The sequence below is a fragment of the Nannocystis exedens genome (genome assembly GCF_002343915.1).
GTDB classification, from domain to species: domain Bacteria; phylum Myxococcota_A; class Polyangia; order Nannocystales; family Nannocystaceae; genus Nannocystis; species Nannocystis exedens.
Map to the genome: position 1 here is coordinate 4,945,413 of NZ_NETK01000001.1, position 26,105 is coordinate 4,971,517.

22 protein-coding genes and 1 tRNA gene are annotated in these 26,105 nt (G+C 71.1%); 9 read left to right on the top strand and 14 right to left on the bottom strand.

What is annotated here, in order from left to right; translation table 11 throughout:
- Positions 1-220 precede the first annotated feature (220 nt).
- Positions 221-297 (bottom strand) — tRNA-Arg (locus NAEX_RS19460).
- 132 nt (positions 298-429) lie between these two features.
- Between NAEX_RS19460 and NAEX_RS19465 the strand changes: the two genes are divergently transcribed.
- The 3 genes from NAEX_RS19465 (at position 430) to bfr (ending at position 3,923) form a co-directional block, all read left to right on the top strand.
- On the top strand, positions 430-2,283 hold the full coding sequence (locus NAEX_RS19465; protein WP_100792910.1) for a peptidase S8: 1,854 nt from the start codon (positions 430-432) through the stop codon (positions 2,281-2,283).
- A gap of 878 nt (positions 2,284-3,161) precedes the next feature.
- Positions 3,162-3,374 carry a (2Fe-2S)-binding protein gene (locus tag NAEX_RS54565; RefSeq protein WP_096328988.1) on the top strand — a complete coding sequence of 71 codons (213 nt, stop codon included), beginning with the start codon at positions 3,162-3,164 and terminating at the stop codon, positions 3,372-3,374.
- Positions 3,375-3,458: 84 nt separating this feature from the next.
- Positions 3,459-3,923, top strand: a complete 465-nt coding sequence (bfr, locus tag NAEX_RS19475) for a bacterioferritin (RefSeq protein WP_096328989.1) — start codon at positions 3,459-3,461, stop codon at positions 3,921-3,923.
- A gap of 354 nt (positions 3,924-4,277) precedes the next feature.
- Here bfr and NAEX_RS19480 read toward each other — a convergent pair whose 3' ends face one another.
- From NAEX_RS19480 to NAEX_RS19490, 3 genes are read right to left on the bottom strand one after another with little or no spacing between them, the layout of a single operon-like run.
- Positions 4,278-5,207: a hypothetical protein gene (locus NAEX_RS19480; protein WP_211302434.1), complete on the bottom strand. Its 930-nt coding sequence runs from the start codon at positions 5,205-5,207 to the stop codon at positions 4,278-4,280.
- Between the two features lie 4 nt (positions 5,208-5,211).
- The gene (locus tag NAEX_RS19485) at positions 5,212-6,651 is read right to left on the bottom strand and encodes a S41 family peptidase (protein ID WP_096328991.1); all 1,440 of its coding nucleotides are present in this window, start codon (positions 6,649-6,651) and stop codon (positions 5,212-5,214) included.
- Positions 6,652-6,655: 4 nt separating this feature from the next.
- Positions 6,656-7,363 (bottom strand): Crp/Fnr family transcriptional regulator, encoded by a 708-nt coding sequence (locus NAEX_RS19490; RefSeq protein ID WP_096328992.1) that lies wholly within the window; start codon positions 7,361-7,363, stop codon positions 6,656-6,658.
- Positions 7,364-7,560: 197 nt separating this feature from the next.
- Here NAEX_RS19490 and NAEX_RS19495 point away from each other — a divergent pair, with 197 nt between their 5' ends.
- Positions 7,561-7,989 carry a hypothetical protein gene (locus NAEX_RS19495; protein WP_096328993.1) on the top strand — a complete coding sequence of 143 codons (429 nt, stop codon included), beginning with the start codon at positions 7,561-7,563 and terminating at the stop codon, positions 7,987-7,989.
- 165 nt (positions 7,990-8,154) lie between these two features.
- On the opposite strand, the gene NAEX_RS19500 is transcribed toward NAEX_RS19495, so the two are convergent.
- From NAEX_RS19500 to NAEX_RS19525, 6 genes are all read right to left on the bottom strand, one after another.
- On the bottom strand, positions 8,155-9,330 hold the full coding sequence (locus tag NAEX_RS19500) for a S41 family peptidase (RefSeq protein ID WP_096328994.1): 1,176 nt from the start codon (positions 9,328-9,330) through the stop codon (positions 8,155-8,157).
- A gap of 418 nt (positions 9,331-9,748) precedes the next feature.
- A complete protein-coding gene (locus tag NAEX_RS19505) occupies positions 9,749-10,129 on the bottom strand; it encodes a helix-turn-helix domain-containing protein (protein WP_096328995.1) in 381 nt (126 codons plus the stop codon).
- A 133-nt stretch (positions 10,130-10,262) separates the two neighbouring features.
- Positions 10,263-12,635, bottom strand: coding sequence for a TonB-dependent receptor (locus NAEX_RS19510; RefSeq protein WP_143140465.1), 2,373 nt, complete (start codon positions 12,633-12,635; stop codon positions 10,263-10,265).
- Positions 12,636-13,074: 439 nt separating this feature from the next.
- Positions 13,075-13,530, bottom strand: a complete 456-nt coding sequence (locus tag NAEX_RS19515) for a hypothetical protein (RefSeq protein ID WP_096328997.1) — start codon at positions 13,528-13,530, stop codon at positions 13,075-13,077.
- 120 nt (positions 13,531-13,650) lie between these two features.
- Positions 13,651-14,484, bottom strand: coding sequence for a pyrroline-5-carboxylate reductase (proC, locus tag NAEX_RS19520; RefSeq protein ID WP_096328998.1), 834 nt, complete (start codon positions 14,482-14,484; stop codon positions 13,651-13,653).
- Positions 14,485-14,519: 35 nt separating this feature from the next.
- A complete protein-coding gene (locus NAEX_RS19525) occupies positions 14,520-15,224 on the bottom strand; it encodes a hypothetical protein (protein ID WP_096328999.1) in 705 nt (234 codons plus the stop codon).
- Between the two features lie 69 nt (positions 15,225-15,293).
- On the opposite strand from NAEX_RS19525, the gene NAEX_RS19530 reads away from it, so the two are divergent.
- The 3 genes from NAEX_RS19530 to NAEX_RS19540 all read left to right on the top strand — a co-directional run bounded on the left by NAEX_RS19530 (position 15,294) and on the right by NAEX_RS19540 (position 18,119).
- Positions 15,294-15,884, top strand: a complete 591-nt coding sequence (locus tag NAEX_RS19530; protein WP_096329000.1) for a hypothetical protein — start codon at positions 15,294-15,296, stop codon at positions 15,882-15,884.
- 307 nt (positions 15,885-16,191) lie between these two features.
- Positions 16,192-16,527: a ComEA family DNA-binding protein gene (locus NAEX_RS19535; protein ID WP_096329001.1), complete on the top strand. Its 336-nt coding sequence runs from the start codon at positions 16,192-16,194 to the stop codon at positions 16,525-16,527.
- Between the two features lie 602 nt (positions 16,528-17,129).
- Complete coding sequence (locus NAEX_RS19540) at positions 17,130-18,119, top strand: hypothetical protein (protein ID WP_096329002.1); 990 nt, start codon at positions 17,130-17,132, stop codon at positions 18,117-18,119.
- A 209-nt stretch (positions 18,120-18,328) separates the two neighbouring features.
- Here the strand turns inward: NAEX_RS19540 and NAEX_RS50425 are convergent, their stop codons facing one another.
- The 3 genes from NAEX_RS50425 to NAEX_RS19555 all read right to left on the bottom strand — a co-directional run bounded on the left by NAEX_RS50425 (position 18,329) and on the right by NAEX_RS19555 (position 21,397).
- Positions 18,329-19,507 (bottom strand): hypothetical protein, encoded by a 1,179-nt coding sequence (locus NAEX_RS50425; protein ID WP_170135842.1) that lies wholly within the window; start codon positions 19,505-19,507, stop codon positions 18,329-18,331.
- 195 nt (positions 19,508-19,702) lie between these two features.
- Positions 19,703-20,458 (bottom strand): alpha/beta fold hydrolase, encoded by a 756-nt coding sequence (locus NAEX_RS19550; protein WP_143140464.1) that lies wholly within the window; start codon positions 20,456-20,458, stop codon positions 19,703-19,705.
- 90 nt (positions 20,459-20,548) lie between these two features.
- Positions 20,549-21,397, bottom strand: a complete 849-nt coding sequence (locus NAEX_RS19555) for a tetratricopeptide repeat protein (protein ID WP_096329005.1) — start codon at positions 21,395-21,397, stop codon at positions 20,549-20,551.
- A gap of 1,092 nt (positions 21,398-22,489) precedes the next feature.
- Here NAEX_RS19555 and NAEX_RS19560 point away from each other — a divergent pair.
- Positions 22,490-23,128 carry a hypothetical protein gene (locus NAEX_RS19560; protein WP_143140463.1) on the top strand — a complete coding sequence of 213 codons (639 nt, stop codon included), beginning with the start codon at positions 22,490-22,492 and terminating at the stop codon, positions 23,126-23,128.
- Positions 23,129-23,721: 593 nt separating this feature from the next.
- The gene (locus tag NAEX_RS19565; protein ID WP_096329007.1) at positions 23,722-24,765 is read left to right on the top strand and encodes a PA0069 family radical SAM protein; all 1,044 of its coding nucleotides are present in this window, start codon (positions 23,722-23,724) and stop codon (positions 24,763-24,765) included.
- Between the two features lie 235 nt (positions 24,766-25,000).
- Here the strand turns inward: NAEX_RS19565 and NAEX_RS19570 are convergent, their stop codons facing one another.
- Positions 25,001-26,041, bottom strand: a complete 1,041-nt coding sequence (locus NAEX_RS19570; protein WP_170135843.1) for a class I SAM-dependent methyltransferase — start codon at positions 26,039-26,041, stop codon at positions 25,001-25,003.
- Positions 26,042-26,105 lie beyond the last annotated feature (64 nt).

A 26,105-nucleotide genomic window follows, 5' to 3' on the forward strand; every position in this document is an offset into this window, starting at 1 on the left:
GACACGCCTGCCCTCCGCGGAGGAGTCCTCGCCGCGCGCGCCCCCGTGTACGGCGAGCTCGACCGTGGCCCTTTCGCCGAGCGAGCCACCGCCCGCTCCCTGCATTGCAACCGCCCGAAGAACGGCGCGTGATCCGCGGGCTCGCGGGCGGCGATCCTTCTTTCACGCAGCTCGACAGTCGGACGACCCGGAGGGTCGCGGGGCCGGATGGCCCCGCAGATGGTGCGCTCGGCAGGATTCGAACCTGCGGCCCTCGGGTTCGAAGCCCGATGCTCTATCCAGCTGAGCTACGAACGCAGCGGGGCCAGGATACCCGAACTCGCGCCCGGCGAAAAGCGCACGCACGACGCGCCGTGCATGGGCCATGCCGCCCTTTTATACTGGACGGACGAACTGACCGCCGGCCTCAGGCCCCTCCCAGGAGCACCCATGCGTCTCGTCTCGGCCCTCTCGCGTCACCGCACCCTCCTTTCGGCCTCAGGCCTCGCCGCCGCCAGCGTCTGGCTGGCCGCCGAGCACCGCTCCACCGACGACGGCGTGCGGGCCGCGGACATCACGCCCGTCTCCGTCGCCGACCTCGACCTCGGCGAGACTACCGGCGCCTTGCTGCTCGACCTCGTCGAACCCGAGGACGGCGAGGGCGGCAGCGAGGCCGAGCTGCGCGCGCTGCTCGACGACCTCGGCCTCGCCTGGGAGCCGGCCGGCTTCTACAGCGAGGGCGAGCACCTCTTCCGCGTCGTCGGCGAGCCCGAGCAGCTGGCCGAGCTGCAAACCACGCTCGCGAGCAACCCGCTGGTCGAGGTCGTCGAGCCCGAGCTCGTCTACTCGCTCGTCGGCGACGTCGGCATCGAACCCGCCGACGAGGTCGAGCCGAGCAAGGAGCGCCGGCCCCGCTTCGAGCCCGACGACCCGATGTACGCCCGTCAGTGGCACATGCAGATGATCCACACGCCCGAAGCGTGGGGCATCACCAAGGGCGAGGGCGTGATCGTCGCCGTCATCGACACCGGCGTCGCCTGGAAGGACCTGCCCGGCGTCGCCAAGCAGGCCCCCGACCTCGCAGGCACCGCCTTCACCAACGGCGTCAGCTTCGTCCCCAACTCGATCGCCGACGGCCTCGACGACCACCTCCACGGCACCCACGTCGCCGGCACGATCGCCCAGACCACCCACAACGCGCTCGGCGTCACCGGCGTCGCCTTCAAGAGCACGATCATGCCGCTCAAGGTGCTGTCGGGCGACGGCCGCGGGCAGATCCCCTGGATCGCCAACGCCATCCGCTACGCCGCCGACCACGGCGCCCAGGTGATCAACATGAGCCTCGGCGGGCCGATGCCGTCGAGCGTGCTCGCCAAGGCGATCGACTACGCCAACAGCAAGGGCGTCACCGTCGTCTGCGCCGCCGGCAACGAGAGCCGCGGCCGCGTCGGCTGGCCGGCCTCCAACAACGGCTCGGTCGCGGTCGCGGCCGTCGACGCGATGGGCGTGCGCACCTGGTACTCGAATTGGGGCAAGGACCTCGACGTCTCGGCGCCCGGCGGCGATACCCGCGTCGACAAGAACGGCGACGGCTACCCCGACGGCGTCCTTCAGAACACGATCCTCCTGCAGGACCCGCTGAAGAACGACTACATGTGGCTGCAGGGCACCTCGATGGCCTCGCCGCACGCCGCCGGCGTCGCCGCGCTGGTCGTGTCGCGCGGCGTCAACAACCCGCCCGAGGTCGAGCGGATCTTGAAGAAGACCGCGAAGCACCCCAACAACATCGAGTGGGACAAAGAGTACGGCGCCGGCATCATCGACGCCGTGGCCGCCGTCGACGCCGCGATCGAGAGCTACCAGGTCGAGCGCGGCGGCCTGCTCGGCCTGCTCGGGCTCGGCGGCCTCGCCGGCCTCGGGGTCGCCGGCCTGGCGAGTCGGCGCGCCCGCGTGGCTGCCTTTGCGAGCATGTTCCTCGGGGCAGGTCTCGCCGCTGGCGCGTTCGGCCTGGCGCCGATCGCCTACGCCGCGGCCGACCTCGCGGGCGCCACCGCCATCGGCTCGCCGCTCTTCCTGTCGGCGCTGCTGCCCTTGCTCGCCACCCTGCTGCTCGTCGGCTTCCGCCCGCTCCGCGGCGTCCTCGTCGGCCTCAACCTCGGCTACGCCGCGCTGCTCCTCCACGGCGCGATCGTCCTGCCGACGCTGCTCAACGGCCTCCCCGGCGGCCCGACCATCGACCGCCTGTGGCTCGCCGCGCACGCCCTCGTGGCCCTCGCCCTCGCCCGCCGCGTCTCGCGGATGTGAGCCGCAGCGCGTCCCTCGAAGCCCGCGCCCGCCCTCGCGCCGGGCGCGGGCTTCGCCGTTTGCATCGTCACCGAGCCGATGCGCGAGACGAGCGCCACATCGTGTCACGCACCCCCTCGTGTCGAGCGCTGCATGGCGATCGCACCATCCCCGAGGTCGTTGCGCGTCACCTGTCTTGTGTGACGCGCACCGCATCGTCACCGAGTCCATGCGCCCCGCGCATCTCGTGCCGACCACCGCGCCCGCCTTCGCGCACGCGCCGGCGTCGCCAGCCCATCCCATCGTCACCGCGTCGATCCGCCCCACGCATCTCGTGACGAGCACCGCTTTGTGATGCACATGCCGCTCCCCGCATCACTCGAGGCGACGTCAGCGCTTCGCGCTGAAGATGACGCTCCCCGCATCACTCGCCCTCACGCGCGCTGCGTGATGCTCATGATGCTCGCCGTCACTCGACCCGCACGAGCCGCACCGCTTCGTGCTGCGCAGGGCGCTCCCCGCAGCAGTGCACGCGTCACGAGCCGCACCACTCCGTGCTGCACATGACGCTCCCCTCGTCGCGCGAGCACGTCCCCGCGCAGGCTCACGGCCGCCCGCTCCCCGCTCCTCGATCTCCCGCCCCGCCCCTGGCGTGAGCCAGGATCGCGGCCTCGCGGGCGGACTCGTCCGCCCGTCCAGGGACCCGCCGCGGGCTTCAATTCACCGGAGCGCGCCCCCCGCACTCCGCGTCCGGCAGGCGCGCCAGCCGCGCGAGCGGAATCAATCCTGAAAATCACTTTCAAACTCCTTGCGATCCGGCGGCGAGGTGGGCATTTTGAGGGTGTCGTTCTGACAATGAATTTCAACGACATCGTCAGGACCAGGACGCGTACGCCATCATGATCGTCTGTCTGTGCAAAGGTGTTTCGTGTCGCACGATCCTCGCGGAGGCTCGCCGAGGGGCCTGCACGCTGAAGCAGATCCGGCAGACCTGTCAGGCGGGCACGGGCTGCGGCGCGTGCGTCCAGCAGATCCGGCAGCTCCTCGAGAGCGCCGCGCCGGCGCGGCACGAGCATCACAGCGGCAGCGTCGGCGGTGGCGAAGCGACCTGAGGCGCCGCGCCGAAGTTGAAGGTCTTTTTCACCGCGGCGCTGCGGTCGGCGGCTCGCGTGGGGCCGTGCTAGCGTGCGCCCACGATGAAGGGCAACGACAAGATCCTCAACGCGCTCAACGAGGTGCTGACCGCCGAGCTGACGGCGATCAACCAGTACTTCATCCACGCCAAGATGTGTAAGAACTGGGGCTACAACAAGATCGCCCACAAGGTTCGCGCCGAGTCGATCGACGAGATGAAGCACGCCGACGACCTCATCGAGCGGATCCTGTTCCTCGAGGGGATCCCCAACGTTCAGCGCTACAACAAGGTCAACGTCGGCGAGTCGGTGAAGGAGCAGTTCGAGCTCGACCTCAAGCTCGAGTACGACGCCGTCCAGCGCTTCAACACCTGCATCGCCCTGTGCCGCGACCTCGGCGACAACGCCACCCGTGAGATGCTCGAGCGCATGCTCGTCTCCGAGGAAGAGCACGTCGACTGGCTCGAGACCCAGCTCGGCCTCATCCAGGCGCTCGGCGAGCCGATGTACTGCGCGCAGCAGCTGTGACCGCCGGGCGCGTTCGCAGCATCCGGGCGGCTGTCTTCAAGGACAGCCGCCCGAGGTGCTCGACGCGGAGCCGTCGCCGCTCCAGAGCCCTCCGTGGGCGACCTCGTCACAATGCACCGCAGCTGTCCTTGAGGACAGGCAAATAGGAACGACGAGTGGAAGCGAGCGCCGCTGCCTCGGAGGCCCTCACTTCTTCGTGCCGGGCGCCTCGAGCCTCCGCAGCAGACCCGTCCGCTCGGACGGCCCCTCTCGCGCAGCGCGCCGCCGCACACCTGTCTTCGCGGCCAGCCCTCACGTCTTCGTGCCGGGCACTTCACGTCACCCGGGCGGCAGATCTGTCCCCGCGGACAGCCCTCACTTCTTCGCGTCGGGCGCCTTCGCCTCCGCTTTCGCGTCGGCCTTCGCGTCCCCCGGCGCCTGCGCGTCCCCCGGCGCCTTCGCGTCCCCCGGCGCCTTCGCGTCCCCCGGCGGCTCGGAGCCCGGGATGGCGAACTTCGTCTCGTCGACCGGCACGTTGAGCTCGAGCTTGGTCGTCGTCGTCTTGAGCTTCTGCAGCTTCATGTCGGCGACCTGTTCGAACGCGAACCACACCCCGTCTTGCTGGCGGTAGTCCGACAGCGTGACCTCGACGGGGATCTCGCCCATCGAGCTGAACTGCTTGAGCCGCTGCGACACGACCCGGTGGTCGCCGAGGTCGATGCGCAGCGTCACCGAGTTGCCTGACTTGCTGGCGGTGAGCGTGACCTCGGCGAACTTCTTGCCGCCGACCTCCTCGACCTTGGTCGTCTCGGCCTTGTCGAAGAAGCGCTTCCAGTCGTGGGCGATGTTCAGCGACGTGCCCATCTCGGCCATCGCCGCTTCCTTGCCGGACAGCTCCCGCAGCCCCTGGATCGGGTCGAGCGTCCACAGCTTGCCGGCCTTGCCGCCGCCGGTGCTCACGCCCACGCCCGGCAGCGTGATCTCGAGATAAAAATCGTCGCCCTTCGACCAGGTCTTGCCGGCGCCGGAGATCCCCGCGCCGAGGATCTCGACCTGCATCTCCTGATAGAAACTCTTGATCGCGTCGAGCTTGGCCGCGCCGCCGCTCGCCTCGACCACCTTCGCCAGCAGCTCCGCCGCGTCCGGCAAGGCGTTCGCCGCCTCGGCCGGCTTGGCCTCGGTCGCCGGCGTCGCCTTGGTCGCCTCGGCCTTCTTCGCCTCGCCGCCGTCGCACCCGCCGAGAGCCATCAGGGCGGTCAGACACAGGACTTGTAGCCGTCGCATGCGGGTAGCTCCTTGGGACATGTTCTCAGGGACTCTTGCTGTCGAACGCCGCCACCGCCGCGGCCAGCACCGGGTCGCGGCCGGCGACGAAGTCCGCGCGGGTCTCGACCGCGGTGATGTCGGGATGCACGCCGTCGCCCTCGGCGACCGTGCCCTTGGCCGAGTGGTAGTCGCCGACGACGTATTGGAGCAGCGCGCCGTTCTCGAGCCGCTCGAGCAGCGACGGCAGCGCCGCGCCGGCCGATGCGCGCGCCCCCGCGACGCGCACGCGCCCGAGGTCGCGCAGCCCGGCGGCGAAGATCTCCGACGTGCTCGCCGTGCCCTCGTCGACCAGCACGATCACCGGCCCCGCGAACGCTTGCGGATCGCCGGCCACGTTGAACTCCTGGGTGAACTCGCGGAACTGCAGCTTGCCGAGGCTACCTGACTCTTGGAGCAGGAGGCGCGCGACCGGGATCGACATCGCCCCGACGCCGCCGGGGTTGCCGCGCAGGTCGAGAACCAGCGCCTCCATACCCTGCCCGCGCAGGTCGGTCATCGCCGCCTTCACGCGCTCGACCATCGGCAGCATCCAGTAGTTGAACGCGATGTAGCCGATCTTCTTCCCGCCGGCCTCGCTCGTCAGCATGCGGTGCTCGACCGTCGTCGGCAGGTCGCGGAGGTTGCCGAGCGACACCCGCTCGCCGGGCGGCGTGACGCAGGCGACCTCCTTCGTCACCTCGGCGTCCTTGGCGCCCGGGTCGAGATACGTCAACCTGCGCTTTTGGCCAGGTTGGCACCACAGCGCCCGCCCCGCCTCGAAGGCGGCGTGGTAGGCCACCTCGCCTGGGCGCATCGCCTCGCTGCGGGCGCGGGCGATCAAGGCCTCGGCGGTCTTGTCGCCGATCTTCACCAGCACCGCGCCGGCGGGCACGCCGCTGGCGACGCCGCCGACCTTTGGGTCGACGACCACGAGTTGTTCGCCGATCATGCGCACGTGGATCGGCACGCGCGCCGGGCCGCCGCTCGTGTCGTCGGGTTCGGCGCCGCCGAGCGGCGGCACGACCTTGAAGTGGCTCTGCCCGAGCGTCTCGAGCAGGTCGTTCATCACCTTGTAGGCCGCCGGCGCGTCGGCCACCGTCGTGAGCTTGGCGCCGTACTCGGCGCGCAGCGACGGCCAGTCCTTGCAGGCCAGCGTCGGGTCAAAGTGCTTCTCGAGCACCGTCCGCCAAACGCGGTCGAAGGTCGCCGTGTACGGCGTCTCCGGCAGCGGCGGCAGCGTCGCCGGGTCGAGTTCGGCCCAGCTGCGGCAGGTGTCGCCAGCCGGCCTCGCAGCAGCCCCCGGCGCATCGCTCGCCTTCGCGTCCGCGGACGCGACGACCGGCGCGGCCGCCTTCTCGGCCGGCGCGGCCGCCTCCGTCGCCGGCTCGCCGCACGCGCAGACGAGCGCCACCGCGGCGGCGCTCACCAACCTGGGGAAGCGCATCGGCTCACTCGTAGGTCACGCGCTCGAGGGCGTTGAGATCGAGGACCACGATCTCCTGGCGGCTGAGGCTCAGGATCCCCTCGCGCTGCATGCGATTGAGGGCCCGCGAGATCTCCTCTCGAACGGTGCCCAGGCGGGCAGCAACAGTGTTCATGTCGAGCTGCCGCGGGATGACGCACGGCTTGCCGGGCTCGGCGCCGGCGCGCATCGCCAGCGACAGCAGGAACGACGCCAGTCGGCGCTCGACTGACCGAAGGGACAGGTCGAGCACGAGGTCGATCAGGCGGTTGGCGCGGAACGCCATGTGCCGCATCAGCGCGAACGCCAGCGGCTGCGAACGCCCTATAAGGTTGATCACCGGGTCCGTCTCGAACTGCCACGCCTCCGAGTCGAGCATGGCGAAGGCCGAGGCTGCGCACTGGACGTCGCGCGGCAAGAAGCCCTCACCGATCAGCTTTCCGGGCTCCGCGAGGTACAGGATCTGCTCGCGGCCTTCGGAGGAGATGAGGCTCAGCTTGAATTCGCCCGACTTCACCACGAACAGTCCGGGACCTGGCTCACCACGGCGGAAGACTGAGCGTTTGCGCTTCACCTCGACGAGATTCGCGCCGAGACATAGCTCGGTCATGGTCTCTTCTGGCACCTGGTCCCAACCGGCGTAGCGCAGCAGCGCCTGGCGGACTTGTTCGACTTCCGCGCCCTCGATCGGCATGGCGCAAGTGTAGCCGTTTTGCGCTCATGATGAGTCTCTCATTTGGTCCGAAGTGAGTTCATCCGGGGCCGTCAGCGGTTTTGCGCGGTTGCCGCGATTCGGCGCAGGACCCGGTTTCGCCGATCTTTTGGAGGGCCCACATGTAGGACATACACTCGCGCCAACTTACCACCCCGCGCCAGAGAAGGAGCCCACCCATGGAAACCCAGCAGATCGAGAAGCGCCCCCTGCGCCTGCCCCCCCTCCCGCGGCCCGGCAAGCCTCTCTACGAGCGGCGCCGCAACCGCTTCCAGGACACCAAGTCCGCGCTGATCGCGGCGTTCGACGGCGCGGTCAGCCGCGGTGAGCTCGACCTCGTGGTCGTCGCCGACGAGAGCGGCTTCGTCGTCTCCCAGAGCACGACCGATCTCGACCTGACCATGCTCGCCGCCGTCACCCCGCTGGTCGGTCGCGGTCGCGCGCGCGCCACCGTCAAGCGCGACGGCCAGGAGCGCGGCCTCAGCGTCAAGGCGATCGAGGTCCTTGGCGAGACCCTCTACGTCGCCTGCCTCGGCGGCAAGTTCGGCTCGCGCGAGCGCGAGCTGGCCACCAGCGCCAGCGCCGCCAAGCGGATCCTCCTCAGCTAGCGCGACGGCCGGGTGGCCTCCACCCCTCGCTCGCGCCCGCAGCTCGCGCCCCGCGGATCGGCGGCCGGCGCGAGGGGTGAATCGCGGAACGACTTCCCCTTAGCACATGTTTCTTACGACAGGGCCTTAAGACCTGTCCTCCTGGCTAGTCCCTTTTGCTTGCACTTACATGGCCGCGAGCGCCGCGCGCAGCGCGGCCTCCGGTTGCGTCGCCATGTCGGCGACCGCGACGTCCGGCTCGACGCCGATCCCGTCGATCAGGCGATCCTTCGGCGAGAAGTAGCGCGCGATCGTCAGCGTCAGCACCGAACCGTCATCGAGGCCGATGACGTCCTGCACCGTGCCCTTGCCGTAGCTGCGCTCGCCGACCACCTTCGCGCGCCCGTGATCCTGCAGCGCGATCGCCAGCAGCTCCGACGCCGAGGCGGAGCGGTGATCTTGCAGCACCACGACCTTCGTCGCGTCGTCGGTGGCCGCCTGCGTCGCTCGCTCCTCGCGGAGGATCTGCCCGCCGCGCCCGCGCGTCCGCACGAGCACGCCCTCGCCGACGAACGTGTCGGCGATCAGCACCGCCTCGCCGACGTCGCCGCCCGGGTTGCCGCGCACGTCGAGCACCACGCCGGCGATGCCCGCGGCGCCGGCCGAGCGCCGCAGCTCCTTCAGGGTGTTGCGCACGCTGTCGGCGACGCCGGAGCGGAAGGCGCGGATCCGGAGGTGGGCGAACTTGCGGCCGCCGTGCTCGACGAGCGCCCCCGTGACGACCGGGAGCGACTGCCCCGAGAGCACGAGGCGCTGCGCCGTGGGGCCCGCGTCGTTGCGTCGCTGCACGACGAGGTCGATCGCCTCACCGTCGCCGCCGAGCAGCAGGACATCGACCTCGGCACGCGACAGCATGAAGGCGACGTCCTGATCGCGAATCTTCAAAATGGAGTCGCCGGGCTGGAGACCGATCTTCTCGGCCGGCGAGCCGGGCAACACGGCCGCCACCTCGAGTCGAGAGGGTTTGCGCGAGCCCGGCTCGGCGCGCTGGAACTCGACGATCATCCCGGTCGTGCCGCCGCGGCTGCGCTGCTTGAGCAACGCCCGCTCGTCGGCGGTGAGATAGTGACTGTGACGATCGAGGCCGCTGACGATTCGCTTCAGCGACTCTGCCAGTACACGGCTGGGCTCGACGGGATCGACATAGCGGTCGAGCACGGTGCGGAGCGCCTTGCCGTAGGCGTCGGTGCCGAGGTTGTTGTTGCCGGCCTGCGCGTCGGGGAGCCCCGACTGCACGCACCACATCGCCGCAGCGCCGAGCGAGAAGGCCAGGAGCGAGCGCCAGCGAGACACGGGGTTCATCGTGGCGGAAAGACGCGCGAGGGTCCAGGTTGGTTCCCGGGCCCGCGCGCCCCGGCCTCGCGCGCGGCTGCACCTGTCATGCGGCGTGCGGCAGGACCGCCGGAGAGGGGACGGGCGCGGGCGGCTCGCGCGTCAGAGGCTCCGCCGCGCGGCGCTGCTCCAGCAACTCGCGGAGCAACGGGCGGGTGGTGGCGGCATCGACGAATACGCGACAAAAGAGGGCTGGGCGGGAGCGGAGCCGCATGGTCCCGAACGTCTTGCACGTCGCGGGCCAGCGCGATGTCGAGGAGCTACGGGGACGCGAGGGGGCCGGGGAGGAGGGGACCCAAGAAAAAATGGCAACGGCGCTTGGCGACCGTTGCCAACTTGCGACTCGGCCCGCGGCCTGGACCGACCGGCCGATCGGGCCTTGTGGGACTCAACCGCCTTCGAGCGTGCGAGCGACCTTGACGAGGTCGCGGATCTGCTTCGGCGACAACTGGGCGGCGACCGCGTGGAGCTCGTCGAGCAGCTCGCCCTTGGGACCGCTCTTCGCCTTGGTCTTCGGCAGCAGGTCGGTCGGCTCGCAGCCGAACGCCTGGGCGAGGAGGAGGAGCGACTCGATCCGCGGAGCCTTGTAGCCGAGCTCGAGCTTGTTGACCGTGGTGACCGTCAGACCTGTCTGTTTGGCCAGCTCTTCGATCGTCAGGTGCGGCCGCCAGCCGGTCTCGCCCTCACGCTTGCGGCGGGTCTTGGGCGGCGGAGTCGCGGTGCGCCACAGCCTGATCCGTCGTCCGATTTCCTGTGCAACTTCGTTCATCTTGAGCTCCTCGGTCGGATGTCCCGGGCCCCATCATGACACAACTTACCTGGCGCTTCGAACAGTCCGCCGTTGCGGATGCTCACACGGGCATGTCTCATAGGACTTGTCCTTCGGGGCTAGTTGGCCCCGTTCAAAACACGCCACGAAGGCCCAGGGAGGGCAAAATGTATCTTAAGCCACGCGAGCCGCAAGACGCGTCGCTGACGATCGCACCTGCTCCCGACGATGCTGCGTCCGAACTTCCTTGCAGCACGCACGCGATCACTTCGCTCGAATACGTCGAGTTGAGCACGTCTGCGACGAAGTGCAGGCTCCACGCGCGGAAGCGCCAGGTTCGTTCGGCGCGCAGGTCGAGCTGGAAGTAAGCGGGCAAGCGACGGTTGTTGCGGTTGTAGAGGAGCGCCTCGGAAGCCGTCTGATCGCCGATCTGGACGGTGTACGGGCGACCTGAATGAAAGTGCAGGCGACCGCCGAAGCTCCAGCGATCGCTGATGCGATAGCCGAGCACGACGTTGACGATGTGACGCTGATCCCAGTTCGAGGGGGCGCGCCCGCCGTACTCGTACTCGCGGGTCGAGCGCGACAGCGTGTACGCGGCCCACCCGTAGGCGCGCTGACCGGGCAGCAGGCGCGCCATCGTCTCGAGCCCGTACGACCAACCCTTGGCCGAGATCACGAGGTCGTCGATCTCCTGCAGCTTGCCCGACGACAGCGACGCGAGGTCGTAGTCCTGCAGGTTCGACAGCCGCCCGAGGTACACGTCCTGCGTGATCGCCAGCTTGTTGCCGAGCACCAGCTCGTAGCCGACGCTGCCCTGGATGTTGCGCTGCAGCCCGCGCTCGAAGCCGAAGCTCTCGAGCCCCGGCAGCGGGACCGGGAAGCTCGGCGGCTGGTGGTACACGCCGACGTTCTGCCGCAGCGTCCAGCGCTCGCCGACCTTCTCGCGCACGAGGATCCGCGGGTCGATGCCGAACGCGTGCGTCACCGTGCGCGCCTGCGGCAGCACCGGCGAGTGACCGACCTGCGCGTAGAGGTCGCCGCGCACGCCGGGGCGGATGTCGAACCGGCCCTTGCGCCACAGCAGTTCGGCGTACACGCCGGTGGCCGAGACCACGCGATCGCTGAACAGCTGCGTCAGGCTCTCGAGCTTCCACCCCTCGCTCGCCGTCGCCGCCGTCGCGCCGCGGAAGATCTGGACCTCCTGATCGATGCCCGCCCCGAACTCCGCGTTGCCGCTCTCGCCCACCGGCACGCGCACGTCGACGCGCGGCGCGATCAGCCACTCGTTGCTGCGGGTGCGCGACAGGCCGGTGCGGTCGAGGCCGAGGCCGAGGCTGTAGGTGGCGACGCCGCCGCGCGGCAGCTCGTGGCGGATCTTCTGCACCAGCCGGTAGAACTCGAAGCGCACGAACGGGGTCGGGTTCGACTTCTCGCCGAGCTCGTCGAAGCTGCCGAGCGCGAACGCGGTGTAGGTCGCACGCTTGCCGAGCGCGTGGTCGAAGCGGGCCTGGTAGTCCCAGAAGCGCAGCTTGAGGTTGGCCTGGACCAGCGTCAGCACCCCCGCGGTGTAGCTGTAGCGGCCCGCCAGCGTCAGCGAGCCGCGAGCCGGTCCGCGCCGGCACTCCTCGCGCTTGACACGGCCTGTCTTTTTAGACCTGGCCTTTTTTCGCTGTTCTGCGAGACATGCCCGATCGTACTTGTAGTTGAGCGGGATCTCGACCAGGCCGCCGGCGTCGGTGAGGCGGACGTCGAACTCGCCGTAGGCGCGGTCGCGTCGGGCCGCGCGCGTGCGACCCTCGATGATGCCGCTGGCGTAGCGACCGAGCCGCACCGGGGCGCCGCTGGCGTAGAAGTCGACCTGGTCGATGAAGTAAGGGTGGATGACCGACGGCCCGAGCGCGACGTGGAACAGGATCGGCACGCGCACGCCGTCGAGGTAGTAGCCGGTGTTGCCGGGCGCCGCGCCGCGGACGACCACGTACGGCAGAAACCCCGCCAGCTGCGACACGCCGGGCAGGCTGCCGACCACCCGGAACGGGTCGCCGAAGGTCCCCGGCACCGCGCGGAGCTCCTCGTCGCGCAGCGTCGTGCTCGACACCGCGACCTCGCGCTGCTGCCGGACCACGGTGCGGAACTTGTTGCCGGCGACGTCGGGCGCGAGGCGGTACTCGTAGACGAGGTCCTGGCGGTCCTCCAATTTAATACTTACGGACAGGTCCTGAAAGCCAGCCGCGCGGATCAGCAGCTTGTGCTCCCCGGGCGGCAGCCACAGCTCGAAGTGACCGGTCTTGTCGGTCTCGGCCGAATTCTCGTCGCCGAGCAGACGCGCGCCCGCCACCGGATCGCGGCTGCCGTAGACCATCACACGCCCGCGCAGCCGCGCTCGCCCGGGCGGACTCGTGGGAGGAGACGTCGCAGCCGGATTCGTCGCCTCGGGTGTCGTGCTCGACGCGCTCGTCGGCGCCGACGCCGACGCGAGCGCGAGGAGGAGGGCGAGCACCACGCGACCAGGATATCGAAGGTCCGCCGCGCCGAGGTCGCGAATGCGCGCGAGGGCCGGTGTCGTCGCCCCGGGCGGCTCGCGCTCAGGGTCCGCCAGACGCGCCCGGCGCGGGCGAGGCAGGCAGCGAGCCGGCCTGCGGCGGCCGCTGCCTCATCTTCTCGCGCCGCGGGCAGCGGCCACCTGCGTGCGCCCGATACGTCCTTCTCCCGAGCTCGACACGGGTTGCGGCCGTGCGCACTGCGGGCGACCGACGACCTTCCCGCTGCCCAGGGCAAGCCAGAGGCCCGCCGTCCCGATCCAGCCAGGACGGCCTGCGCGCAGCCATTTTTTCTTGCGTGTCCCGCTGATCCCGACCGCAGCTCGCTGCAAGGACGGGCCGGTCACTCATGCGAGCCGGTGCTGGGCGCCGGTCCATCGCCCAGCGCTTCGACATGTTCTATCAAACATGCCCCGAAGTACAGCTCGAGCACCCCCGCAGCTCAAGCCCCATCGCGCCGGAGAGCCGCCCGGCGAGCCCCGGGCAGGCGAGCATCCTCCGCGCTCGACGGCCCGCGGCTCGGCGACGCAGCCCGCTCCCGCGCGACCGGCGGCTCGGGGGCGACGCGGAGCGCACGGCCGCCTGCGCCGGGCGCGGCGGCGATCGACGGCGCTCGCCCGGCGGCTCCTTCGTGCTCGTCGCGCGCGTGGGCGCCTCGACGTACTCGCCGAAGATCCGCTGCTTCATGTCCTCGAGCATCGGCGAGATCCGCCCGCGCGTTCCGTCGAGCAGCTCCTTGGCCTGCGGGGTCTCGCCGATCCGGTCGACGTGCTCCGAGAGCGTGTAGGCGCCGAGCTTCACGGTGCAGCTCGCCCACAGGATCGCCACCAGGAACACGAGGCTGAGCAGGGTGCGCATGAGGCCGGGCGCGCGGCGTGCCCGAGGCGCGCGCGCGCGATCTTCGAGCCCGCGCGGGCGCGAGGCAAATTTTCGACCGGCGACGCCCCGCGGCCGGGAGCCGCGCGGCCGGTCGCGGCGTCACTTCTCGGCCGAGCTGTCGCGGCCGAGCTCGCCGGCGACCTTGGCGGCCTCCTGGATCGTGCGCGCCAGGACGGAGCGGATCCGGCCGTCCTCCATGGTCAAGATGCCGGCGATCGTGCAGCCGGCGGGGGTGGTGACCTGGTCCTTGAGAGCGGCCGGGTGGAAGCCGGTCGACAGCACCATGCGCGCTGCGCCCTGGAACACCTGCGCGGCCATCTGCAGCGCCACCTGGCGCGGCAGGCCCATCATCACCCCGCCGTCGGCCATCGCCTCGATCATCACGTAGACGAACGCCGGGCCGCTGGCGCCGAGGCTCGTCACCGCGTCCATCAGCTTGTCCTCGACCTCGAGGCACAGGCCCACCGTGTCGAACAACTTCTTCGCCAGCGCGACCTCGGCGTCGCCGACTCGCTGGCCGCGCGCGAGCACCGTCATGCCCTGTCCGATGAGACATGGCGTGTTGGGCATGGCCCGAATGACAGGGCTCTCGGGCAACCAGGCCTGGAGCTGGGCGAGCGTCACGCCGGCGGCGATGCTGATGACCGGCTTGTCGGTCAGCGCGGCGCGGACACCGTCCTCGTGGAGCACCTTGCTGACGCGCTGGGGCTTGACCGCGATCAGCACGGCGTCGGCCTCGCCGATGGCCTGGAGGTTGTCGGTGGTGATCCGGACGCCATGGCGCTGGCGGACGGCCTCGGCGGCCTCGTGCCGGCGCGTGGTCGCCACGATCTGGGTCGGCGCCAGCAGCCCTGCGCGTAGGAGGCCGGCGACGATCGCCTCGCCCATGGTCCCGCAACCGATGATCGCCAGAGTGCGCCCTGCCAGCAGCATGGGCGGGCGCTTACCACAGGCCGGGGGCTCGCGCCTCAAACCGGGCGTGCGGGCTGGTACACCCACGACACGGCGACGGGCTCGCGTTCGACGGCCTCGCCCGGCTCGCGGCTCGGCGCGACCTCGTCGGCCCAGGGGTCGACCTCGTCGTCGACCGCGACCACGGCCGGCTCGAGCGGGAGCGCGGCCTCCATGGGCGCGGAGATCGCCGCTCCGAAGGGCATCTCCTTCGGGACATCGAAGCCGCGCGGCGGCCAGACCCCGCGCCCGATCGCGGCGATCTCCGTCAGCAGGCTGCCGCCGGCGATCGCCTCCTCGAGTCGCCTCTTGAGCGCCTGCACGGCCGGGAAGTAGTCCTTGCGCGAATAGCGCTGGTTGAGCACGCAAAATTCTTCGTTCTTCAGGCCGACGCAGGCGAAGCACTGCGTGCAGCCGGTGCAGTCGACGCAGAGCACGAGGTACTGCGAATCCTCACAACCTTCACAGAATTCGAGGTGGCCCGAGCGGACGCACGAGCGGCTCATGCGCGAGCGGGTGCAGGCGCGGCAGTCGTGGCACAGCTCGCAGTTGCTGCAGTCGTTGCAGCGGACGCACTGGACGCAGAAGCGGCAGCGGTTGCAATCGAGGCAGCCGTCGCAACGGAGGTTGCCTTCGCCGGCGCGGATCGGTGCCATCCCGGCGCGGTGGGCGTCGAGGAGCCCGCGGAACTGGACCAGCAGCTCGTCGAGGGTCGGATGCACGGCCTACGAGGGTGCCACGGATCGCGGCGTGACCCAAAGTAGAGGGCCGTGTATGCTCCGCGCGCGCCCATGGCCTCCCGCCGCCTCCTGATCGTCGTTGCGCTGCTCGCGCAAGCCGTCGCGCTCGGCGCCTGTCAGCGAAAGATCGGCAGCGCGTGCCGGGTGAGCACCGACTGCAGCTTTCGTGGCGAGCGAATCTGCGACCTCTCGTACCTCGACTCTGACGGCAAGGGCGAGTGCACGATCGAGGGCTGCACACCCGGCTCGTGCCCAAAAGAGGGCGCCTGCATTCAGGTCTTCAACACCGAGTTCCTGAGCGTGGCGTGCGATCCCGACTGTGAAGATCGCCGCCCCGTCGATCCCGAGGACAAGCTCTCGCCCGACGACCCGCAGTACAAGTGCCGCGAGCTCGGCGACCCGACGATCTACAACCGCTGCACGGATCAGGAGCTGTGCCTGCCCGAAGGTCTGTGCGCCGACCTCCTGAGCGCGCGGATCTCCTGCCGCAAGGAGTGCAACAGCGACCGCGGCTGCCGCGACGGCTACGAGTGCCGCCAGACCGGCAGCAACGGCGTCTACGTCGCGTTCTCGCCGACCAATCCCGAGTCGCTGCCGATCGAGTCGATCTGCATGCCCATCGAGCCCAAGGCCGGCGAGTAGGCGCTCGCCCGCGAGCGCGCGCTCAGGAAGCGAGCGAGCCGGGATGCCCGGCCGAGCGGCGCGGACAGTCGAGAGGATGTCCGCGCGTGGTCGAGCCTCTGTCTCTCGGGACAGGCGATTGCCGTGAGCCGCGCGCATCATCGGCCGCTCTGCACCGGCTCCGTCCAGCGGGCTGGCCGGGCGTCCCGCCGGTCGGCCACCTGGCCCCCGGGTCATGTTCATAAGCACTCGAAATCCTTCGATCTCCGTCGCGGCGCCCGGCTTGCTCAAGGACCGGCGTCGGCGCAACGCCGAAACGGAGACACCCATGTTCAAGCAGATCCGCAACCTCCTGTCCCTGTCCGCCCTCACGGCCGCGCTGCTGGCCGCCACGCCGGCCTTCGCGGCGCCCACGCTCGAGGGTCAGGTCAACCTCAACACCGCCACGGCCGAGCAGCTCGAGCTGCTCCCGGGCATCGGCCCGGCGATGGCCAAGAAGATCGTCGACTACCGCGCCAGCAAGCCGTTCCAGGAGACCAACCACCTCGTCCGGATCAAGGGCATCGGACTCAAGACCTACGCCAAGCTCAAGCAGTACCTCGTGCTCAAGGGTGAAACCACCCTGCGCGAGGTCCCGAAGGACGAGCTGGCGACCAAGCCCTGAGCCCACGCCCCCGGCCAGCCGGGGCACGGGCACGGGCGCGACGGGCGAGGGATACTCCGTGGCCCCGCTCATCGCGACGGTCTGCACTCCTCCATGGCGATGACGCTCGTCGCGCCCGTGCCCGTGCTCCGACTGGTCCGCGTTTTTCCACTTCTAGACATGTCCTGAAAGACAGCATCGTTCTCCCGGTTCGCCTCGGCGGACCTTCGATCCCTCTCGCCTCGGAGAACCGCGACCGGCGCGCAGCGCTCGGCGAGTGTCCCTCCTTCACCTCGCACCGGCGACACGAATGCGCCGACTCGCGGTCCTCCGAGCTCTTCGTCTGCCCGGGCAACCGGCTCACGGACAGCGCGCCTTGCGGCGCATCTCCCTCCGAATGGCAAGTTGATTCAGCGCGTCGCGGCCCGTATGGGCCACGGACGGCGAGTTCAGTGAGACGCGGTACTTCCATGCATCACTCCTCCCCCGCATCGCACGGGACACGCAGCCCCGATCGCTGCGCGATACGAGACCGTGCCTGCATGCTCCGCCCCTCGGCCGGGGCGCGCCGACCTCCGCGCCTCGCGTGCATGTCGCGGCGGGACGGGTTAAGGTTCCGGGGCGTGCGTTCGCGTCTCCTCGCTCCCGTCTTCGCCGCGCTCCTCGCCGCTGCCGCGGCGGGGTGCCGTCCGCCCGAGGTCCTCCCGCCGTATGCGACCGGTGAGGCGCCCAAGCCCGACGTGTTGCTGGGCGCGGCGGCGCCGAAGGTCTCCGCCCTTCAGGTCCCGGTCGCCAAGATCCGGCTCGGGCGGGCGCCGAGCGGGAACCTCATGTTCCTGGCCCAAAAGCCAGGTCGCTTCTCCGGGCAGATCCAGATCGCCGGCCACGAGTTCGTGTCGCTCGCCTTCAACGAGCGCGGCTACACCCTGCGCAACGTCGCCGCCGACAACCTGCCCGCCGGCTTCTTCGCCGGGCCGCCGGCCGATTGCGCGATCCAGCGGCTGCTCGGGGTGCCGTTCGCGGCGCGCGAGCTGGTGTCGCTGGTGCTCGGCGGAGCGCCGGTGCTCGCTCCGCCGTACGAGGTCGTCGCGCAGTCCTGGGATCCACGCCACGGCCACGAGGTCCTGCGCCTGCGCGCCCCCGGCTATGAACAGGAGCTGCGCTTCGCCTTCGTCGACGGCACGTGGTGGCCCGCGGGCGGCACGCTGTGGCAGCGCCGGGCCGACGGCGAGCTCGCGCGCCTGTGGTCGCTCCTGCACGAAGAGCTGCACCCGGTCGACGGCACCGTGTTGCCGCGCCGCACTCGCCTCGCCGGTCCCAGCACCCGCCGGCAGGACCTCGTCATCATCACCTACGGCGCCCAGACCGTCGATCCCGACCTCGGAGGCAGCTCGGCCGCGGCCGGCGACGACGACGCCGGCTGGGAGGACGAGGACACGGCGAGCCCGCCCTCGGCCGGCGAGGGTGACGGCGGCGACGGCGACGCGAGCCCGCAACCTGTCCCCGGGGACACGTCCGCTGCGCCTCCGCCCGCGCCCGCCGAGACGGCCATCCCCCCGCAGTTCACGCTCGACGGCGCCGGCCTCGCCCCGCGCGGCGAGCTCTGCCGCTGAGGCTGCGCCGCCTGGCTGCGGCTGAGACTGTCGATACCGCTCGCTGAGGTTCAGCGGAGCCCGCCCGCGTGGCCGTCCCTCGAAGCAGTCGGCCCACTCGGCGCTCCGCCGACGCGACGAGCACCGAAAGGAACATGTCCCGCAGGGCACGCCCCTTACTCATGTCCTCGGTGACATGACCTTCAAAACAGGCCTTTCAGGCCAGGCCCTCACCGCGAGCCGAAGAAGTACTGCAGGCTGCCGCCGAAGTAGAAGCCGGTGTTCCAGCCGCCGGTGAGGTTGATGCCGAACGTGTCCTTGATGAGGAAGCGAGCGGTGAGCAGCAGGTTGACGATCGGGATGACCGGCAGGTTGATGCCCTTCTCGCGGCCGAGCACGTTGAGGTCGGCCTCGTTGCAGCCGTCCTTGGTGCACTTGGCGAAGCGGCCGGGGTTCATGCCGGTCTGGTCGAGCGCGAGGCTGCCCTGGGCCGGGGGCGGGGCGCCCGGGTTGTCCGGGTCGGGCGACCAGTGCGGCGTGCACTTGGTGAAGTCGGAGTAGTCGGCGATCGAGTTGCAGGTCGCCTGCGGATTGCCGTCGGTCGAGCCTACGGCCGGGCTGCCGAGCGGCGTCTGCCACAGGCCCTTGCCGGTGATGATGCCGAGGCCGAGGCCGCCGCCGCCGCCGAGCTGGAACGCGAAGTCGGGCGTCTCGACGATCGTCCCGCGGCCGATGAAGTCGACCTGCAGGGCGACGAAGCTGAAGTTGACCTGCGTGTAGTCGGCGGCGCCGAGGTTCGGGTTGCCGTTCGCGTCCCGCTCGCTGTCGTCGAGCCACAGGCCGTCGGGCGCCTTGAGGCGGTGGTAGGCGACGGCCGGGACGATGTCGAAGTTCTTGGAGAAGCGGTAGATGTACTCGCCGCCGATGTAGAAGTTGCAGCCCTCGACGCGGGTCAGCCCGGCGCCGAACTTGCCGCCGGGGATCGAGTCACCGCGGCACAGCGCGTTCGTCATGCTCTGCACGTAGCCGCGGACCGCCCAGGTCGGGATGATCGAGATGCCGCCGCGGATACCGAAGCCGTGCCGCGTCCACTTCGGCTTCTCCGGCTCGGGCGGCGGCGCGGCCGGCTCGGGCGTCGGCTCCGGCTTCACCTCGGGCGCCGGCTCCGGCTGCGGCGTCTCCTCGAGCTCGTTGCTCTTCGGCGCCTTCGAGCTGGTCGGCTTCCACTGGTCACCCGCAGGCTGCGTCGTCGTCGTCTCCTGCGTCGTCGTCGTGGTGGTCGTGGTCGTGGTCGTCTGCGTCGCCGCCGCTTGCGCCCACAACGAGCTCGCGCGCGCGTACGGGTTTGCGAGCGCGAGCTGGGGCGCCAACACGAACACACAAGCGACAGCAAGAGCAGAGCGACGCATACCCTCTACTATACGCAGATCGCGTCGCGCGCGGCAAAACTGCTGACGCCTTCAGGCCCCAGCTTAAGCGCGATTTCGCACAGCCTGGTACGCGCGCTTCACGCTCGTCGGCAAACCGGCAAATCGCAGGTCACCCACTCGCCTGACCCCGGCGACATGGTCTTTGCGCCCGGCGGCTCGCCGGCCAGCGACGCGTCAGCGCGACAGGACCGCGCGCGCCGGCTCGTCCGGTTCGTCGAGGAATTCGCGGACCGCGGCATAGAACGGCTGCGCGATGACCAGCGAAGAATGACCGCCCGGTAAAACGACGTAGTCGTGCTCGCGGTCGACGCCCTCGATCGGGCCGGGGTCGGGGCACAGCGCGTCGGCGTCGGCGTGGATCTGCCGCAGCCGCACGCCGGCGGGCAGCGGGGCCGCCCGTAGCTCCTTGATGAACCGGCTGCCGGGGCGGACCTGCCACACCGACGCGCTGACGAGCCCGACCGTCGCCATGCCCGCGAGCGACATCCACGTCCCGCCGAGCGGCGTGCCCATCAGCGCCAGCCGCCTGACGTGCCGGTGCGCCTGCAGGAACTTCACCGCGTGCAGCGCCACGAGCCCGCCCATGCTGAAGCCGACGACGTCGACGCGATCGATCTCGAGGCTCTCGGTCAGCCCGCGCAGCTTGACCGCCAGCTCCTCGGCCGAGCGGCTCAGCGAGCCGAGCTGGAGCATGCCGTGGTGGTAGCTGAACACCACCTTGCCGTCCGACTGCAGCCGCCGGGTCAGCGGCAACATCGTCCCGCGCGTGCCGAGGAAGCCGTGGACCAGCACCACCGGCCGGCTGCCGGGTTCGACCCAGGACATGTCTCCGGCGACACGATTGCCGCGCAGGAGGTGGCGCGCGTAGCCGAAGCCGTGGCTGATCGTCTCCGTCGCGTGCTGGATCATCCCTCGCTGTCGCTTCGCCACTGCTTCCTACCTTAGCAGCACGAGGGGGCCGGGTCGCAAGACTCGGCGCCGCACGCGGAGGGTCGTACACGTGTCCGGAGTTCCCCGGGGTCAGCGCGATCGTTCGGAGCGCGACAGAGCCAGCGCGGGCGTCGGCGATTCGGGCAGCATGCCGCGGAACAGCTCGTCGCGACCGCCGGTGCCGAGCGCGAGGCAGCGGGCGCGTGCCTCGCTGGCCAGGCGCGTGCCGGGGAACGACTGCATCGCCTGCTCGTAGCGCGCGACAGCGTGGCGACGCTCGCCGATCTGCTCGTACGCCTGGCCGAGGTGGAACAGGTAGACCACGCGCGCCGGGTTGTAGCCGAGCGACTCGAGCCCGTGCTCGAGCAGCGCGGCCGCCTCGCGTGCGCGACCCATGCGGGCGAGGCACAGGCCCTCGAGCGCGTTCCAGGCCTGGGCCACGGTCGGCTGGTAGGCCGGCGGGACGAAGCGGAGGCAGGCGTCGCGGTCGCCGCGGATCTTCGCCAGTCGTTCGGCCGAGGCCGGCTCGGCGAGGCAAGCGATCTCATGCCGACCGAAGGCCGCGAGCGCGTGCAGGTGCGGCGACAGCTTGGTCGACTGCTCGTCGTAGAGCGCGCTGGCCTCCTCGAGCCGCCACTCGGCCACCAGCAGCCCGCCGAGCTGCGCGCGCGCCAGCCACTGGCGCTCGACGCTCACCGCCTCGCCCGCGGCGGCCAGCGCGAGCTCGCGCCGCAGGTGTTGCTCGATCTCTCGGTGCCGTCCGGTCGCGATCGCGCGCCGCAGCACCTCCGCCTCGAGCATCGCCCGCCGTCGCCGGTCGCGCCCGACCAGCCAGGCGCCGAACGACATGCTGAACACGAGGGCCGCCAGCGCCGTGACCTCGCCGGAGCAGCCGGGGAGCAGCACGAGGGTCGGCAGGAGGGTCCACGCGTCGCGCACCTCTTCACCATAGCGCGACGCGACCGCCTGGCGTGAGCGTGCGAATTTTTTTGCTCGCCGTGCAAAAGAAGCCCGGCTCGCAGCGACCTCAGGGGGACCATGTCGCACGTCCCGCCTGAATTTGCCTCACGACCTCGCCGGCGCGCGCGGCTCTCGGCTCGCGCCCCCGCACCCGCCGCCGGCCCCTCCTTGCTCGCAGTCGTCCCTCCGTCCGCTTCGGTGAATGCGCGAGCCCCGACCGCCCACTCCCGGAGATCGTCCGCACGCGCCCGCCCGCCCGGCCTCGCGCCACGGCTCGCGGCGCGCTCCTCCCTCGCGCCACGGCTCGCGGCGCGCTCCTCCCTCGCGCCCGCCGCGGACGTCCCGGTCGCGGCGCCGCCCCGAAAGCTCGCCGACGCCTTCGCCCGACACGCCGCGGTCGACTCGTCCCTCCGCCGGCCCGCCGCGCCCTCCTCCCCCGCGCGGCGGCTCACCTCGGATGCGTCCGCGCCTGCCCTCCTCGCGCGACGGCTCACCGCCGACTCGTCCGCGCCTCCCCGCCGGCCCGCCGCGTGTTCATCCTCCCTCCTCACGCGACGGCGCACCGCCGCCTCGTCCACCCCCGTCTCCCTCCTCGCGCGACGGTTCACCGCCGATGCGTCCGTGCGCCTCCGCCGGCCCGCCAGTGCTTCGTCCCGTGCCTCCGCCACCTTCGCCCCTGCCCTCGCCAGGCGGTGCGTGCCGACCTCGCAAGCTTCCACCGCGAGCGCTCCGGCGCCCACCCCGGCGCCGGCTCGCACGAGCCGCGCGAACCCACGGGCATCGGCCGCACGGGCCGAGAGCGCCGCGCGATCTCCGGCTGCGAGCGCCAAGCCTTCGCCCGCGAAAGCACGACCTTCGGGGTCCCCCCTCGCACTCGAGCCCGCCTCCGAGCGCCGTCCGGAGCCCGCGCCCGCGGTGAACTCGCGCCCTCCGAAGCGGTCCTCTGCGCCCGTGGCCGAGCTGCGGCCGCCCTCGCCGACCGCGGCGAATCGCTCGAGCACAGCCGCAGCGCTCGTCTCGGTCTCGCGTCGATCGGTCACGCGCGACTGTGCCTTGCCCGCGCTTCGGGCCTTGTTGGTCGAGCCCGGCGAGTGTGCCCGTCATCCCGGGGCGCTCGCCCGCGAGCTCGCCCCGGGCCTGTGCGAGCTCGTCGCCTGCGCCGTGGCGGGGGGCCGGATGGAGATCCCCGACCGCCGCGAACTCGCGGCCACCGGGCTCGGCCCTGCCGGGCTGTTCCATCGCGCGCGGCTCGGCACCTGCAGCGAGCGCCTCGAGTTCGCGCTCGCCGCCCCGTCCCCGGGTGTCCATGCGTACATGCTCGGAGGGCCAGGCCGGATCGATACGACCGCCGCCGTGCTCGAGCTCGAGGCGCTGCTCGGCCAGCCCCCTGGTCCGGTGGGCACCGTCGTCGCCTTCCCGGCTCGCGGCACCGCTCTGTTCATCGCCCCGGGCGCGCGTCGACTGCGGCGTTCGCTGGTCGCCTGGGGCCTGCGGCAGTTCTGGTGCGCCGAGCCCGAAGCGGCCCCGCTCGACCTGGGCGACACCCTCCGCTTCATGGCCGGCTGGGCGCGCGACGCCTATCGCACCCTCCCCGGCCCGGTCTCGCCGCTGCTCTACTGGCACCACCAGGGCAAGCTCAGCGTGCTCGGCGACCTCGACCTCTCGCACCTGCCGAGAGAGCTGGCGCGGTTGGTCCTCGCCGGCACCTGAGCCTCGAACCATCTCTCAGGACATGTTTTATAAAACATGTCCCATCGATTCGACACTTTCGGGTCATGTCCCGATGCACAGCTCACCCGCCGTCGCGACTGTCCGCAGCGATGCCTCCCTCGCGCATCCTCAGCTCGCGCGAGGCTATACCCCCGAGAGCTCGATGCGAGATCACCGAGCCGCGCCACCAGCTCCGCGGCCGGAGTTTCGCGCGGTCCTCACGCCGCGCTGCGAGCTGCGGAGAAAGTGTGCGGAGGGAAGCATCTCGACCCATGCGAGACCGACGAGCAACGAAACCGGCGCCGCGGGGCTTGCTATGAGCGTCCGAGCGTCGCCCCCGCCCGAGCGACTCGACCCGCGGCTCTCGACGCGACTGCAACGTGGCCCAAGCGAAGCACCTCCCGCCGCTCGCACCCGCCCGAGACCACGCACCACCCGAGCGCTGCGCGGCACCTCGGCGGTGCATTTCGGTGAACCTCGCAAGCTCCTGCCGTCGACCCGGCGGCTTTGCCGCCGCCTTCCGATCACTCCTGCAACCCCCGTCCTGCGCGCGCCGCTTCCGCCTCGTCCCTCGCCTGCTAGGCTCGCCGCGTATGCCGCGTCCCATCGACAACCCGCCGAACCCGTGGCTGTCGACCCACGTCGAGTACTTCGGCGAGCCGCCGCCGGCCGGCCTCGAGGTGTTCGAGGAGGACGCGCGCAGCGTCGTCAGCACCAACGACAGCCCCGACATCCCGTTCCGCTACAGCGTCAACCCGTACCGCGGCTGCTATCACGGCTGCGCCTATTGTTACGCCCGGCCGACTCACCAGTACCTCGGCTGGGGCGCAGGCACCGACTTCGAGCGCAAGATCGTCGCCAAGGTCAACGCGCCGGCCCTGCTGCGGCAGTTCCTCGCCCGCCCCAAGTGGACCCGCGAGCTGCTCGCCTTCAGCGGCGTCACCGATTGCTACCAGCCGCTGGAGGCCCACTACGGGCTCACGCGCGGCTGCCTCGAGGCTTGCCTCGAGTTCGCCAACCCGGTCGGCGTCATCACCAAGGGTCCGCTGGTCGCCCGTGACGTCGACCTCCTGGCCGAGCTGAACCGCCGCGCCTGGGCCTCGGTGACGATCAGCATCCCCTTCATCGACGACGCCATGGCCCGGCGGATCGAGCCCTCGGTCGCGCGGCCGTCGAAGCGGTTCGACGCGCTCGCCAGGTTGAGCGCCGCCGGCGTCCGCACCGGCGTCGCCGTCGCCCCCGTGATCCCCGGCCTCAACGACAGCCAGATCCCCCAGATCCTCGCGCGCGCCCGCGAGTGCGGCGCCCAGAACGCCTTCCTCACCCTCCTGCGCCTCCCGGCCGAGGTCTTGCCGGTGTTCGAGGGCCGCCTCAAGGAGGCCGAGCCGCTGCGGCACGCGCATGTCCTCTCGGCCATCCGCGACGTCCGCCGCGGCGCCCTCAACAACGCCGAGTTCGGCCGGCGCATGGAGGGCGAGGGTCCGCGCTGGCAGGCCATCGAGCAGCTGTTCGAGCTGCACGCGCGCCGCCTCGGCTTCAACACCGACCCGCCGCGGCTGCCCGCCCAGGCGACCATGCGCGTCGAACCTGCCCCGAAGACCAGGCCCCGGCAGCGCTCGCTGTTCGGCGACGACTGACCTCCTCCCACCTGCCCCCCGGGGCCAGAGCACTCCCCCGAAACCGTGCGATCGTCCCCGGGTCCTGACCGAAGGGACAGCCGCCTCCTCTGCCCCTCCGCGCCTGCCCCGAAGGCCAGCCGCCGCCTCCGCATCCACCTGCTCCGAAGACCAGCCGCCTCTGTTTCGCGCTGCCCTGAGCCCAGCCGCCGCGCCGGCGCTCCCACACCTGCCCCGAAGTTCAGCCCCCGCGTTCTCAGCTCCAGCGCGCCCGCACGATCCAGAACCCGGGGGCCTCCTGAACCTCGATCTGCGCTCGCGTGTCCTTCAGCACCTGGACCAGGCGGCCCGAGCGATTGACCACGAACCATGCCTCGCCGCCCTCGCGCAGCCAGTGGGGCAGCGGTTTGACCAGCGCTGCGAACGCCTCCGGGGGCGCGTGGGTCGGCGGGTTGACCAGCGCCAGCTCGACCGTCCCGCGCCACGGGTGGGCCGCGGGCAGCCCGTCGGACAGCAGCGCCTCGACGCGCTCGCAGCCGAGGCGGGCCGCGTTCTCGCGCACCAGGCCGGCGGCGATCACGTTGCTCTCGACCGCCAGGACATGTCCTTTCGGCCATCTCTTGGCGGCCCACAGCGCCAGCGGCCCGATCCCCGCCCCGAGGTCGATCACGCGGCGCGGCGTCGGCAGCTCGGCCGCGGCCAGCGCCGTCAGCAGCGCGCGGGTCCCGTCGTCGAGGTGTTTGCGGCAGAACACCCCGGGCGCGGACAGCAGCGGCACCTCGCCGAGCAGTGGTTCGGCGATTTCGTAGCGCACCGCGAGCAGCTCGGCGGTCGCCTGTGGGTTGAAGCGGTCGGACTTCTCCGCGCTCAGCAGGTGGTAGCCGCGGTCGCGCGCCACCGTCTCGCACGAGCCGAGCAGCGCCTCGATCGTGCGGGCCAGCGACGCCGCGCCCTTGTCTTTGCGGACGGCGCACAGGAGGCGTCCGCCGGGCAGCAGGACCGCGGCTGCGAGGGCCAGGCAGGCCTCGGAGAAATCCTTGCCGAGGTGCGCGCGCGGCCACACCGCGGCGGCACGGAAGCGCGGGGTGGTGTCGACTGCCCACGGAGCGACGAGCGCCGCCGGTGCCTCGGCAGACTGCTCGCGGACGTCGACGGCCCAGCGCGTGGCCCCCGGGCGCAGACCGGGCAGCGGTCCGCCGTACACCAGCGCCAGCGCTTGCGGCGGCAGCTCCTGAACCGCCTGGGCGAGCAGGCGCACGCCCGGGTCCGAGGGATTAAAGAGGTTCTCGCCCTGCACGGCGCGGAGGGATAACAGCGGGGCGCCTGGCGCGCAATTCAGCTCGTGTGATCGCGGTCGTCAT

Coding starts and splice junctions, on each gene's coding strand:
- NAEX_RS19465 (WP_100792910.1), top strand. CDS start 430: ATGCGTCTCGTCTCGGCCCTCTCGCGTCACCGCACCCTCCTTTCGGCC.
- NAEX_RS54565 (WP_096328988.1), top strand. CDS start 3,162: ATGATCGTCTGTCTGTGCAAAGGTGTTTCGTGTCGCACGATCCTCGCG.
- bfr (WP_096328989.1), top strand. CDS start 3,459: ATGAAGGGCAACGACAAGATCCTCAACGCGCTCAACGAGGTGCTGACC.
- NAEX_RS19480 (WP_211302434.1), bottom strand. CDS start 5,207: ATGTCCCAAGGAGCTACCCGCATGCGACGGCTACAAGTCCTGTGTCTG.
- NAEX_RS19485 (WP_096328991.1), bottom strand. CDS start 6,651: ATGCGCTTCCCCAGGTTGGTGAGCGCCGCCGCGGTGGCGCTCGTCTGC.
- NAEX_RS19490 (WP_096328992.1), bottom strand. CDS start 7,363: ATGCCGATCGAGGGCGCGGAAGTCGAACAAGTCCGCCAGGCGCTGCTG.
- NAEX_RS19495 (WP_096328993.1), top strand. CDS start 7,561: ATGGAAACCCAGCAGATCGAGAAGCGCCCCCTGCGCCTGCCCCCCCTC.
- NAEX_RS19500 (WP_096328994.1), bottom strand. CDS start 9,330: ATGAACCCCGTGTCTCGCTGGCGCTCGCTCCTGGCCTTCTCGCTCGGC.
- NAEX_RS19505 (WP_096328995.1), bottom strand. CDS start 10,129: ATGAACGAAGTTGCACAGGAAATCGGACGACGGATCAGGCTGTGGCGC.
- NAEX_RS19515 (WP_096328997.1), bottom strand. CDS start 13,530: ATGCGCACCCTGCTCAGCCTCGTGTTCCTGGTGGCGATCCTGTGGGCG.
- proC (WP_096328998.1), bottom strand. CDS start 14,484: ATGCTGCTGGCAGGGCGCACTCTGGCGATCATCGGTTGCGGGACCATG.
- NAEX_RS19530 (WP_096329000.1), top strand. CDS start 15,294: ATGGCCTCCCGCCGCCTCCTGATCGTCGTTGCGCTGCTCGCGCAAGCC.
- NAEX_RS19535 (WP_096329001.1), top strand. CDS start 16,192: ATGTTCAAGCAGATCCGCAACCTCCTGTCCCTGTCCGCCCTCACGGCC.
- NAEX_RS50425 (WP_170135842.1), bottom strand. CDS start 19,507: ATGCGTCGCTCTGCTCTTGCTGTCGCTTGTGTGTTCGTGTTGGCGCCC.
- NAEX_RS19565 (WP_096329007.1), top strand. CDS start 23,722: ATGCCGCGTCCCATCGACAACCCGCCGAACCCGTGGCTGTCGACCCAC.